At 66.9% G+C, this 11,652-nt stretch carries 11 protein-coding genes and 2 pseudogenes; 7 read left to right on the forward strand and 6 right to left on the reverse strand.

Features of this window, described 5'->3' with window-relative positions:
• The 4 genes and pseudogenes from LDO54_RS38715 to LDO54_RS38730 all read right to left on the reverse strand — a co-directional run.
• Positions 1-231: pseudogene (locus tag LDO54_RS38715) on the reverse strand (23S rRNA pseudouridylate synthase B); the annotation flags it as partial.
• A gap of 96 nt (positions 232-327) precedes the next feature.
• Positions 328-1,395, reverse strand: a complete 1,068-nt coding sequence (scpB, locus tag LDO54_RS38720; RefSeq protein WP_224018420.1) for an SMC-Scp complex subunit ScpB — start codon at positions 1,393-1,395, stop codon at positions 328-330.
• Positions 1,396-1,719: 324 nt separating this feature from the next.
• On the reverse strand, positions 1,720-3,000 hold the full coding sequence (locus LDO54_RS38725) for a pyridoxal phosphate-dependent aminotransferase (protein WP_224018422.1): 1,281 nt from the start codon (positions 2,998-3,000) through the stop codon (positions 1,720-1,722).
• 218 nt (positions 3,001-3,218) lie between these two features.
• On the reverse strand, positions 3,219-4,142 hold the full coding sequence (locus LDO54_RS38730) for a LysR family transcriptional regulator (protein ID WP_224018424.1): 924 nt from the start codon (positions 4,140-4,142) through the stop codon (positions 3,219-3,221).
• Positions 4,143-4,581: 439 nt separating this feature from the next.
• On the opposite strand from LDO54_RS38730, the pseudogene LDO54_RS38735 reads away from it, so the two are divergent.
• Together LDO54_RS38735 and LDO54_RS38740 are read left to right on the forward strand one after the other, a co-directional pair.
• A pseudogene (locus LDO54_RS38735) lies at positions 4,582-4,977 on the forward strand (transposase); the annotation flags it as partial.
• A 407-nt stretch (positions 4,978-5,384) separates the two neighbouring features.
• Positions 5,385-5,684, forward strand: coding sequence for a hypothetical protein (locus tag LDO54_RS38740; protein WP_224018426.1), 300 nt, complete (start codon positions 5,385-5,387; stop codon positions 5,682-5,684).
• Positions 5,685-6,012: 328 nt separating this feature from the next.
• On the opposite strand, the gene LDO54_RS38745 is transcribed toward LDO54_RS38740, so the two are convergent.
• Positions 6,013-6,330 carry a hypothetical protein gene (locus tag LDO54_RS38745; RefSeq protein WP_224018428.1) on the reverse strand — a complete coding sequence of 106 codons (318 nt, stop codon included), beginning with the start codon at positions 6,328-6,330 and terminating at the stop codon, positions 6,013-6,015.
• A gap of 250 nt (positions 6,331-6,580) precedes the next feature.
• Here LDO54_RS38745 and LDO54_RS38750 point away from each other — a divergent pair, with 250 nt between their 5' ends.
• From LDO54_RS38750 to LDO54_RS38760, 3 genes are all read left to right on the forward strand, one after another.
• The gene (locus LDO54_RS38750) at positions 6,581-7,363 is read left to right on the forward strand and encodes a YdcF family protein (RefSeq protein WP_224018430.1); all 783 of its coding nucleotides are present in this window, start codon (positions 6,581-6,583) and stop codon (positions 7,361-7,363) included.
• Positions 7,364-7,531: 168 nt separating this feature from the next.
• Positions 7,532-7,756, forward strand: coding sequence for a hypothetical protein (locus LDO54_RS38755; protein WP_224018432.1), 225 nt, complete (start codon positions 7,532-7,534; stop codon positions 7,754-7,756).
• 240 nt (positions 7,757-7,996) lie between these two features.
• Complete coding sequence (locus tag LDO54_RS38760) at positions 7,997-8,257, forward strand: DNA-binding protein (protein WP_224018434.1); 261 nt, start codon at positions 7,997-7,999, stop codon at positions 8,255-8,257.
• Positions 8,258-8,356: 99 nt separating this feature from the next.
• On the opposite strand, the gene arfB is transcribed toward LDO54_RS38760, so the two are convergent.
• Positions 8,357-8,761, reverse strand: coding sequence for an alternative ribosome rescue aminoacyl-tRNA hydrolase ArfB (gene arfB, locus LDO54_RS38765; protein ID WP_224018436.1), 405 nt, complete (start codon positions 8,759-8,761; stop codon positions 8,357-8,359).
• A 200-nt stretch (positions 8,762-8,961) separates the two neighbouring features.
• On the opposite strand from arfB, the gene LDO54_RS38770 reads away from it, so the two are divergent.
• Entirely contained in the window at positions 8,962-9,615 is a 654-nt protein-coding gene (locus LDO54_RS38770; RefSeq protein ID WP_224018438.1) for a VC0807 family protein, read from the forward strand.
• Positions 9,616-9,832: 217 nt separating this feature from the next.
• A partial coding sequence (locus tag LDO54_RS38775; RefSeq protein ID WP_224018440.1) for an FUSC family protein occupies positions 9,833-11,652 on the forward strand: 1,820 nt, incomplete at its 3' end.

Raw genomic sequence — 11,652 nt, forward strand, 5'->3', positions numbered from 1 at the left:
CGCGGCGCCTTCAGCGGCGCCCTTGCCCTTGCCGCCAGCACGGCGGCGCGCGATCAGGCTGCGCGGACCGCGGCGCAGGCCACGGCGCGGACGGTCTTCGCCCTCGGCCGCACCTTCGCCCGCGTGGGGCGCGGCGCTTTCGGCGGAGCGCGATTCGTCGTCGCGCGCGGATGACGCGCGACGCGCGGATTCGGACGCGTCGGCCGAATCGGTGTCGTGGATATCAGTCAAAACAACCTCGAAATGTCAGGTTGCGCGCCCGCTGCGGGGGCGCGTCAAAAGTGTTCTTGCGTCAGACGCCGCGCGAGGCGGCTACGTAGTCCGTCCTCAGACGGGGTCGTCCTGCGCCGCGTCGCGGCGGTCTTCGTGTTCTTCTTCGGGCGCGCCGGCAAGGTGGCCGGCGGGCTCCGTGATATGCGCGGCGGCGCGATCCGCCTCGGCGGACGGCGTGTGCGCCGCGTGTTCGCCCTCTGCGTTGCCGATTGCGTCTACCGTTGCTTCTGCGTCGACTTCTTCGCCCGCGCTCGCCGCCGTTTCAACACCGGCTTGCGCCTCGGCGGCAGAAGCGTGAGCTTCTTCGGCCACGGCGTTGTCGCCGGCCGGCGCATCCTGATGCGCCACGACGGCTTCTTCCCCGTTTTCTTCAACGCCGGCCTGCGCAGCGCCTGCCGCGATCGCGTCCACGCTGGCTTGCGCGTGTTCCACGACCTCGAGCGAGTCTTCCTGCACTGCCTGCGCCGACGCATCGGCCATGCCCGTTGCTTCCGCCGCCGCGGCTTGCGCCGCCTCGCCTTCCGGCACGCCCGCGGCGATCAGCTGCGCCACTTCGCTGTCGGGAAACTCGATCGCGTGCTGCGCGAGCAACTGTTCGCCGAGCTGATTCGACGGATCGTCGAGCGGCGGCAGTTCCTCGAGCGACTTCAGCCCGAGGTCGTCGAGAAACTGACGCGTCGTGGCGTAAAGCGCGGGACGTCCGGGTACGTCGCGATGACCGATGACTTCGATCCAGTTACGGTCTTCGAGCTGTTTGACGACCTGCGTATTGACGGTCACCCCGCGAATCTCTTCGATATCGCCGCGCGTGACCGGCTGCCGGTACGCGATGATCGCAAGCGTCTCGAGCACCGCGCGCGAATAACGCGGCGGCTTTTCGGGATGCAGGCGGTCGAGGTACGTGCGCATGGCCGGCTTGCTCTGAAAGCGCCAGCCTGACGCGAGGCCCACCAGTTCCACGCCGCGCCCGGACCAGTCATGACGCAGGTCTTCGAGCAGGTTACGGACCGTGTCGGCCGAAATGTCGTCGGCAAACAGTTTGCGCAGATCGCCGATTTTCAGCGGCTCCTGCGTGCAGATCAATGCAGTCTCGAGGACGATTTTCGCCTCTTGGGTATTCATGCAGCCAGCTCAGACCCTAAGTAAGGTAAACCAGGTTCAAGGAACCGGATCAGACAGACAGAGACGATGTGGAACTGGAGACGCGCTCGCCCGATTCTGATCGGTCATATTGATGGGAGCACGCACCGGGGGGCCGCAAACAACGCAGAAGCAGGCAAAGTGCCAGACCCAGCCGGACGGAGCAGCGAAATTCCCGCAGGGAATCGCGTGACTGAGCGCCATCTTACGCAAAAACGCCGGGTGCGTAAAGACGGCTTCAGGCGCGTTTTAACCCGTTTGCGTCAATAGCGCACTCAACGATGCGGTGCGCATGACAGGGCGATTTCAGCGCGCGACGTGGCGTTCCCCACCTCGTTCGAGGTAGCGCGCGAGCCGCTCGACGCCCGCGTCGAGGCGCGCCGGATCGCAGGCGTAGCACCAGCGCACGAAACCCTCGCCCTGCGGTCCGAACGCGCTGCCCGGCGCGAGCCCGAGGCCCGCCTCGCGCACCAGCGCCTTGCACAGATCGAGGCTGCGCTCCGCGCCCGCGAGGCGGAAGAACAGGTACATCGCGCCGTGCGGCGCCTTCACGTCGACGCCGGGCAGCCGTGCGAGCGCCGCCGCGAGATGGTCACGCGAGGCGCGCAGGTCGGCGACCAGCGCGCGCGTCGAGGCCTCGCCCTGCTCGACCGCGACGATGCCCGCCTGCTGCACGAACGACGGCGCGCACGAGGTGTTGTACTCGACCAGCTTGCCCAGATCGTCCATCAGGGCACGCGGCGCGACCATCCAGCCGAGCCGCCAGCCCGTCATCAGCCACGCCTTCGAAAACGAATTCACGCAGATCAGGCCCTCGTCGCGCGAGGCCAGATCGAGGAAGGACGGCGCGGCAAGTTCGCCCGCCTCCCCGTAATAGAGCCGCTCGTAGACCTCGTCGGCGACGATCCAGATGCCGTGGCGGCGGCAATGCGCGAGCACGGCGCGCTGCTCGTCGCGCGTCATCACCCAGCCGGTCGGGTTGTTCGGCGAGTTGATCATCAGCAGCTTCGTCTCGGGCGTGAGCGCCGCGAGCAGCGCGTCGAGATCGAGCGTCCAGCCGCGCTCGTCATAGCCGAGCGACACGGTTTCGACCGACGCGCCGAGAATCTTCGGAATCTCGACGAGATTCGGCCACAGCGGCGTCACCGCCACGACGCGGTCGCCCGCGCCCACCACGAGTTGCGCGGCGAGCATCAGCGCGTTCACGCCGGCGCTCGTCACGGCGATGTTGTCGGCGGACGTCGGGCCGTGCAGCGCGCTCACGTAGCGCGCCAGCGCCTCGCGCAGCGGCGCGATGCCGAGGTTGTGCGTATAGAAGGTGTCGCCGCGCGTGAGCGCCTGCGCCGCGGCCTCGCGGATGAAGGGCGGCGTCGCGCGGTCCGATTCGCCGAACCAGAATGGCAGCACGTCGGCGACGCCGAAGCCCGCGTTCGCGACCTCGCGGATCTGCGACGAGCGCAGCGCGCGCACGGCGTCGCGCGCGAGGCCGCCTGCGGCAGGCGCGTCGTGCGGATGATCCAGCGAGGAGGAAGCGGACGAAAGCGGCGTGGACGGACTAGCGGACGAAGCAGCAGCAGATGCGGACATCGAGCCTTCCTTGGCGGGTTGAAAGCGGACGCGGTGCGTGAAGTGCGTGAAGTGCGTTTTGCCGGACGCGGCGACGCGGGCAATCGGGTAACGCGGCGATCGAAAAACCGTCACGCCCATCGCACCGGCGAAAGCTCGACAGTGTAGCGCGCGATTTTTTTGAGCGACGCCGTGCTCTGCCGTTAGTCGCGCAGCGCGTCCCGCGGTTTTCCGCGCCGTCAGCCCGTTTTGCGCGCCGCTTCCGGGCGGGCGTCGAGTTCGCGGATCAGCGTCCAGACCGCCTCAGCGGCCGGCGACAGCGAGCGCTCGCGCCGCCGCACGAGTTCCACCGTGCGCTCCGCGCGCGGCACCAGCGGACGCGCCACCAGCGACGACCCCGACGGCACCGGCAGCGCGAGCCACGGCAGCACGCTCACGCCGACGCCGGCCTCGACCAGCCCGAACACGGTGGCCGGATGCCCGAGTTCCTGCACCACGCGCGCATGCACGCCCTGCTCGCGCATCACCGCGTCGATCAGCGGACGGCTGCCCGACGCGTGATCGAGCATCACGAGCCGCTCGCCGTCGAGCGCGCGCCAGTCCACCTCATCGCGCCGCGCGAGCGCATGATCGTCGCGCACCACGACGCAGAACGAATCGGTGGTCAGCAGCTCCGTTTCGAGATCGTCGGCCACCGGCTGCCCGCCCAGCGGCCCGATGATCACGCCGAAATCCACCTCGCCCGAGCGCACCTTGCGCACCACGTCGCTCTGCACGTCGTCGCGCAGGCCGAGCGTCACGTAGGGAAAGCGCCGCCCGCAGACCGCCACGACCTCGGGCATCAGGCGGCACGCGACCGTCGGGCTCGCCGCCACCACCACGCGGCCGCGCCGCTGTTCGCCGATTTCGCGGATCTCGCGCAGCGCGTCGTCGAGATCGCCGATCAGGCGCGGAATGCTCGCGATCAGATTTGCGCCGACGTCGGTCAGTTGCACCTCGCGCGTGGTCCGGTCGACGAGCTTCACGCCCATCTCCGCTTCCAGCTCGCGCACGCAGCGGCTCACCGCCGACTGCGTGAGGCCGATTTCGTCGCCCGCGCGGCTAAAGCTGTGCAGGCGCGCCACCTCGATGAACACCCGCAGTTGCCGCAACGTCACATTCATCTGCCCGCCTCATCAATAGTTCCTATTCATGCAATTTTATGCCAGCTTCGGCCCGGCGAACCGATCATTACCGTCGTGTGAATCTCACAGTCCATTATTCGACGCAGTGCAGCAATCGGCCCCGATCGCACGCCTGGAGGGCCTGTTTGCACAAGATTGGTGATTCTCCCGATTTCCCGGCGATGCGTTTTCGAGTCTCATACGCCCCTGGCAAGCACCCGCGCGGGCTTGATGCCACGCGGCTTCGAGACGAAAGCGTGCGAGCTGGCACGCTTCTCGCATTAAGGCAGACACAGGATCGGCGGACGGTCCGTCGCTTTTCGAGACAGGCCCGTCCACAACCGATTCCGCCTGGTACTCCGCCAACCGGCCGGAAGTACATGAAGAGTGCGCAGCGCGGGGCAGCGCACCGGAGATAGCTTCGCTGAGGTGAAACATGATGCTGTTCGACGATTTGAGAGACAACGAGTGGGCGCTGGTCGAGGCATTGTTCTGCGCAGAACCGGCACGTAGCGAGCGGCGCGGACGTCCGCGCGTCGAAGCGCGTGCGGTGGTCAACGCGGTGCTGTGGGTGCTGTCGACGGGTGAAGGCTGGTCCAAGCTGCCGGGCCGCTACCCCTCGCCGCCGACCTGCCGCCGCCGTTTCGACGAGTGGCAAGCCGACGGCACGCTCGCCGAGATCGTGAAGCGCCTCGGCACGAGCGGCCGCGAGATTTCGCTGCGCGGGCGCATCGGCGCCACCGCCACGAAGCCGCCGGCGCCGCCGAGCCGCGATCGTCTGCGCGGCGCGTTCTGGACCAATCCGGAGTCGTGGCGCGCGCCCGTCAAGATGGCTTGAGCGCACGCTGAGCCCGCCCGCCGGGGCCTGACCGGCACGACCTCCCGCTTTCTCCCGCCGGGCGCCACGCGCGTCCGGCGATTCTTCCGCCGCGATGCTGGGCGCGGACTTCCCTCCTGAAACGCGATGGCGACCGCTCCGACGCCGATCGACGCGGTGGATGGTGCTCGCCTGCCGCTCGCCCGCCTGCCATTTGTCAGCCTGCGCGCCTGGTGTTAACCCGCCGCTCGCCTGATCGCCGCGCGCCACGCCCGGCCTTTTTCGCACCTTCGCGCGCCGCGCTCGCCCGAAATCGGTGCGCGCGAAACATCTCTTTACCAATATTTACAGCACCCTTTCGCCTCTGACGTTAGCGTAGGAGCATGTCTACAAACGTCATCTACCCGTACTGACGGGAGGCTGCCATGAAATCCATGATTCTGCGCAATCGGGGCGTCATGGTTTCGCTGTCCGCCCTTGCTCTGCTTGCGTCGCTGGTGCCGACGATCGTCTCGTTGAACGCCACCGCCCAGCCACCGCGTCCCGGCGAAGCCAGCTGGGCGATGTCGCGCTCGGGCGCGCACGCCTGGCCGCCGGAATCCGGCGGCATGCCCGAGGGCGTGAACCAGCCCGTTCCGCGCGGCGACCTGCGTGGCGATATCGCCGACAACGCGCGCCGCAGCGGTCCGCCGCGCTCGCTGCCGCCCGGCGTGTCACGCCGCTGAGGCAGCACGAGCCTGCGCGAAGGCGCGCGCCAGCTCACCGCATGCTCAGTGAGCACGCGACCGCCAGGCTTGCGTGAAACAGGGAACCGAAACAGGGAACCTCTTGTGCCCGAAGCCGGTCTACTTCTTTGCCATTAAGCACAGCGTGGCAGCAGTAATTCCGGTAAGCCCGTATCTTTCGATGCGGGCTTTTTTTTGCGCTGATAAAAAGCGGTGAAGCGGTAGGCGGCGCGCGATTCCGGGTGGGCTCGGGAACCGTGTGTGACCGTCGGGCGAGTCGAGTGGCAAGTGAGCGCCGACGTTCGCTCAGGCGCGCTCGGCGCTCAACTCAGGGACGTGCTTCGGCGGCCGACGATTGCGGCGCGCTCTCGTCGACGTAATCGGCCATGCGCTGATCGGTCCAGTGGAGCGTGCGCTCGTCGCGGGCGAGGCGTGCGAATTCGGCGCGGCCGCGGTCGGTGAGGACAGCGATGTCGACGGGGGCGTGAAAGCCGGGAGCCGGCGCGACGGTGCGCTGCCTCACGATATCCATGAGACCGAGATTGCGCAGATATTGGAACACTTCTGGACGGCGCGCCCACGGGACCTGCCGATACTGCACCCGCCGCAGCGCTTCGAGTACTGCTTCGTTGGAATACGTGGTCATCTCACTTCTTTCTTAAAATGCAGTCCTGCGGCAATCCCGCCTGCTGCGGCGCGATGCAGGGGCGCTGCGAGGCGTGTGGCCGCGTGCGCCGCCGTGCCTTGCGCCGTGGCAAGGACTGCAGGTTATTCGGGCCCCCGCGGTAAGCGCTTGCCATCCCGCACGCACCGGCCTGAAACGACGCCGGGCCAGGCATGGCCGCTTGCTTCCGGCATGCCTGACGCGGCTGCCGCAGCGGCGGCGCACGCGCGCAATGCACGCTTCATCCCGAAAACAATACGTTACCTCATTCAAATTGATACTAATCGGAATATTTTTTCTATTTGTTGCGCTGTTCGTGCTGTGGCGCAACGGACGCCGGCTCGTCGCGGGCACCGCCATCGTCCTGTTCGGACTGCTCGCGACCGGCTGGCTCGCCACACCGCTCGTCGATCTCGCGCAGCCACCGGTCTATCGTACTCCCTACGATCCGGCCTCGACCGCACCTGAGACATTCGGTGCGCGCACCGCGATCGTCATGCTCGGCGGCGGCACCGAAACCGGCGACGACGGCACGCTCGTGCCCAAGCACGATGTCTACGCGCGCATCGCGCTCGCCGCCTCGCTCGACGCGCGCTGCCGCGCGGCCGGCCGAGTCTGCCGGGTGATCGTGAGCGGCGGCAATCCGCAGCATCATGCCGCGAGCGAAGCCGACACCTATGCGCCCCTGCTGCTGCGCGCCGGCGTGCCGCCCGCCGACCTCCTGCTCGAAAACCGCAGCCTCACGACGTGGGAGAACGCCCGCAACGTCGAGCCGCTCGTGCACGCCGAGCGCGCAGATACGCTCTTCCTTGTAACCTCCGCGTATCACATGCCGCGCGCGATGCTCGATTTCCATCGCTTCGGCATGGAGCCGGCGCCGGCCGTCTCGAGCGTGCGGCACGTGCGCACGGGGTTGTTGCCGCGCCTGAAGAATCTCCAGGCCGCCGAAACCGCACTGCACGAATTGATTGGGATTGCACAGTTTTATGTCTATCGGATGATCGGCTGGTTCTAGCGTCTGGCCGCCTCGCGACGGCATGCGACAGCAAGTGCAACAATGTGTAACAGATGCGCGCACGCCTTATGCGATGTCATCTGGAGCGACTATTTGATCGTTAGAATGACATGCCAATCCTGCTCGGCAGGCCGGCTGGGTCCATAAACCACTCCTTCGGAGGTCGTGATGAAAAAAGTGTCCCTCGCAGTCCTGGTTTCGCTGTCCGCGCTGACGGGCGCCGCCTACGCACAATCGGAGAACGGCATCACGATGAGCACCGACCCCGCCAAGGCCGCCGACGTCGAGCAACGCGCGCAAGATCTGCAGTCGCGCCAGCAGGCCGCCGCCCAGGCGCAATCCGAAATGCCGGCGAAGCACCACAAGAAAGGCCACAAGAAGGCGGCGCAGTAATTTCTCGCGTCAATCCTGGCGCACAGTCGTTTATGGCGTTGCGCCTGGCATAGCGCCCGGTGAGCACCGCCTGCTGGCCGCGAGCCAGACACATCGAGCCGAAGCCGGTCATCCGGCCTCGGCTTTTTTCATGGTCTGGACGCCGATCGGCCTGCGAACCGGCCCGCGCGCGGGTTATGCTAAAGTCGCGCACCTCGAATTCACCCACTGTTAGTGCGCCACACGCGCGGAGAAAGAACGATGAGCAACATCCAGCTCGACATCGAATGGACCGAAGCGGCATCCCGCAAGATCGAAAAGCTGATGCCGCGCGGCAAAGGCACCGAGGCCTTCCTCGCGCTGCCCCCGATCGAATGCCTGCCGATGGAAGGCGACGTGCTGTTCCTCGGCCCGGACGGCAAGCAGCAGCCGTTCATCGTCGCGGAACGCCAGTATCACCATGAAGGCGACGCCGACTGGACCATCGTCCTGATCCTCGACGTGCCGAGCACGGCGCACTGATATCGCCGGTTCCGCCGGTTCTGCATGTCCGAAAGCAAAACGGGCGGCCCTTCGAGGCCGCCCGTTTCGTTTCCGGCGCAGACGCACGCGCCGCGCGATTCACTCCTGCACGCGCCGCCGCCCTTCCTTGAGATCGCCGCGCCGCGACTTGCCGTCGAGGCGGCGCACCTTCGACGCCCGTGTGGGCCGCGTCGCCACCCGCGCCTTGCGCGTGACGCTCACGCTGTCGATGAGCGCTTCGAGCCGCTCGAGCGCGGCGGCGCGATTCTGTTCCTGCGTACGATATTCCTGCGACTTGATGACGACCACGCCCTCGTGCGTGACGCGCCGGTCCGAGAGCGCAAGCAGACGCATCTTGAGCACATCGGGCAGCGACGAGGCGTGGACATCGAAGCGCAGATGGATGGCGCTCGACACCTTGTTCACGTTCTGACCGCCCGCGCCCTGCGCCCGGACGGCGGTAAGTTCGATTTCGTGCAGCGGGACAGGTTGACGGGGATACATGGCGGTCGATCGATGGTTACCCCGCCAGTTTCGCATACACGCGCCGCCGCGATGCGATCCCGCGCAACGCCCCGGCAAGGTCGTTCGCCCGACGGGCACGCGATATGCGGTCCGCCAGACCGATGGCGCTGCACCGCGCATTGCCGTTCATCGGAGATTTGCCGCATACTTTCTGCAACCCTTTTTGGAGCACGCATCTCATGAAGCTGCGTCCAGCATTCGTCGCCGAACTGGCGGTCAATCTGCTGCTGCCGTGGGTCGCGTACCGCTTCGCCCAACCTTACTGGGGCGAAGTCGGCGGCCTGATTGCCTCGGCCATTCCCCCGCTCGCCTGGAGCGCCGTCGAACTCGTGCGCTTTCGGCGCATCGACGCGCTCTCCGCAGTCATCCTGCTCGGCATCGTCCTTTCGCTCGCGGCCATGGCCTTCGGCGGCGGCACGCGCGCGCTGCTGATGCGCGAGAGTCTCGCCTCGGGCGCGATCGGCGTGGCGTTCCTGGGTTCGCTGTTCGCGCGCCGCCCGCTGGTGTTCTATCTGACGCGCGCCACGGTCGCGCGCGAGACGCGCGAAGGCGTCGCGCGGCTCGAATTGCTGTGGACCGAAAACCGAAATTTCGCCGCCGCAATGCGCCTGCTCACGCTCGTCTGGGGCGCGGGCCTCTGCGCCGACGCCGCGCTGCGCACCTACCTCGCGGCGACCTGGCCGATCGAGCGCTTTCTGGTCGTCTCGCCGATCCTCGGCTATGTGGTGTTCGGGCTGCTGCTCGCGTGGACCTTCTGGTATCGCACGCGTATGCGCCGCATTCGCGGCACGCACGGGCTGCTCGGCGATGCATCGAGCCTGAGCGTCGATTGATCGTCGCGTCGATTGACCATCGGCGAATCCGCAACCCAGCCGCGCTCGAACGACGCAGAAAAATCGACCGCGCCGCCACCGGCTCGCACGTGGCGCGGCGCGCACATGCGTGGCGGGAAAGCCCGCATACAGAGATGGGCAGATCGCGCCCGAAATCCGATACACTCAGCGCCACAGTCCGCGGCGCCCGGCCGCATTCGAATACCACCGGCAGTCGATGCGCTACTCCGTAGAAATCAGGAAATTCCTCTATAGCCAGTACTTCTACGGCGGTCTGCGCATTGCGGTCGGCATTTCACTGCCGGCCATCCTGTGCCTGTTCGTCCTCGACAAGAGCGACCTCGGCTTCACGATCTCGACCGGCGCGCTCGGCGCCTGCGTGGTCGACATGCCCGGCCCGCTCAAGTACAAGCGCAACGAGATGCTCGCGTGCAGCGCGATCGGTTTTCTGGCCGCTTACGCCACAGGCCTCGCCACCTTCAGCCCGATCGCCCTCTGGGCCACGGTCGTGCCGCTCACCTTCGTGCTCTCGCTGATCGTCGTCTACGGCAACCGCTGGCCGCAGATCAGCTTCGCCACGCTGTTCATGATGGTGATGACGCTCGAGGAGCACTTCACGCCGCATCAGGCGCTCATCAACGCGTTGTGGATCCTGCTGGGCGGCCTCTGGTACACGGGCTGGTCGACGCTCGTGAGCCGCCTCATGCTCGATCGCATCGAGCAGCAGGCGCTCGCCGAAAGCGTGTTCGCCTGCGCCGACTATCTGCTCGCGCGCGCGCAGTTCTACGACCTCGATAACGATCTCGACGAGTGCTATCGCAATCTCGTCGCCAAGCAGATCGCGGCCGTCGAGCGCCAGGACGCGGCGCGCGACATCGTCCTGCGCAATCTGCCCAAGCTGCGCAGCGGCAAGATCGACGCGCGCCGCGCGATGCACTTCAATCTCTTCATCAACACGGTCGATCTGCACGAGCTGTTCGTGGGCGCGCACACCGACTACCCGCTCGTGCGCAACACCTTCGGCGGCTCCGATCTGCTGGTGTTCTATCGCGACCTGATCCGCAAGGCCGCCGCCGATCTCGAAGACATCGGCCTCGCCGTGCTGCAGAACGAAGCGCCGCGCGCCAACGTCAACGTGAAGGCCGAACTGCGCGCGATCGAATACGAACTGGAGCTGCTCAAGAAGCGCGAGCTGCCCGCGAAGGACCCCGAAGCCTACGCGGCGATCTCGGCTTCGTTCCGCCGCATCTGGAGCGCGACGCGCCTGATCGACCGCATGCGCCGCAGCCTCGCGAGCGAAGTGCCGACCACCGACACCGAAGTGCGCATCGACGAGGCGCTCACGCGTTTCGTGACGAACCGGCGCGTGTCCTGGCTGCAGATCTTCTCGAACCTGACGATGGCCTCGCCGAGCTTTCGCCACGCGCTGCGCGTGACGATCGCCGTGGCCGTCGGCTTCTGGCTCGGACGCCTGCTGCCGCTCACGAACGCGTACTGGATCGTGATGACGAGCATCATCATCCTGAAGCCCGGCTACTCGCTCACGCGTCAGCGCAACGCGCAGCGTATCGTCGGCACGCTGATCGGCTGCGTCGCCAGCATCGCGCTGATCCTGCTCGTGAAGCAGCCGCTCGTGCTGCTCGTCTCGATGTTCGCGGCGATGGTGATGAGCTACAGCCTGCTGCTGTTCAACTACACGGCGAGCGTCGTGTTCACCTCGGCTTACGTGCTGCTGATGTTCCATCTGCTCGCGCCGGGCAGCATGCGCATCATCGGCGAACGCGCGATCGACACGGTCGTGGGCTGCATGATCGCGATCGGCGCGAGTCATCTGTTCCCGTACTGGGAATACCGGCTGATGGGCAAGCTCGTGCACGACATGATCGCCGCGACGCGCGGTTATCTCGAAGCGAGCTGGTGGTGGAGCGCGCGCAAGAGCGCGCCGCAGCCGGCCTTCGCGGGCGCGATGCTGACCGAGGCGTCGGCGCGCGTGGCGTCGGTCGCGACGTCCGCGACGGCCGCAAACGCGCAAGGTGC

This window comes from Paraburkholderia tropica (genome assembly GCF_914484835.1).
GTDB classification, from domain to species: domain Bacteria; phylum Pseudomonadota; class Gammaproteobacteria; order Burkholderiales; family Burkholderiaceae; genus Paraburkholderia; species Paraburkholderia tropica_A.

Coding starts and splice junctions, on each gene's coding strand:
- scpB (WP_224018420.1), bottom strand. CDS start 1,395: ATGAATACCCAAGAGGCGAAAATCGTCCTCGAGACTGCATTGATCTGC.
- LDO54_RS38725 (WP_224018422.1), bottom strand. CDS start 3,000: ATGTCCGCATCTGCTGCTGCTTCGTCCGCTAGTCCGTCCACGCCGCTT.
- LDO54_RS38730 (WP_224018424.1), bottom strand. CDS start 4,142: ATGAATGTGACGTTGCGGCAACTGCGGGTGTTCATCGAGGTGGCGCGC.
- LDO54_RS38740 (WP_224018426.1), top strand. CDS start 5,385: ATGAAATCCATGATTCTGCGCAATCGGGGCGTCATGGTTTCGCTGTCC.
- LDO54_RS38745 (WP_224018428.1), bottom strand. CDS start 6,330: ATGACCACGTATTCCAACGAAGCAGTACTCGAAGCGCTGCGGCGGGTG.
- LDO54_RS38750 (WP_224018430.1), top strand. CDS start 6,581: ATGCACGCTTCATCCCGAAAACAATACGTTACCTCATTCAAATTGATA.
- LDO54_RS38755 (WP_224018432.1), top strand. CDS start 7,532: ATGAAAAAAGTGTCCCTCGCAGTCCTGGTTTCGCTGTCCGCGCTGACG.
- LDO54_RS38760 (WP_224018434.1), top strand. CDS start 7,997: ATGAGCAACATCCAGCTCGACATCGAATGGACCGAAGCGGCATCCCGC.
- arfB (WP_224018436.1), bottom strand. CDS start 8,761: ATGTATCCCCGTCAACCTGTCCCGCTGCACGAAATCGAACTTACCGCC.
- LDO54_RS38770 (WP_224018438.1), top strand. CDS start 8,962: ATGAAGCTGCGTCCAGCATTCGTCGCCGAACTGGCGGTCAATCTGCTG.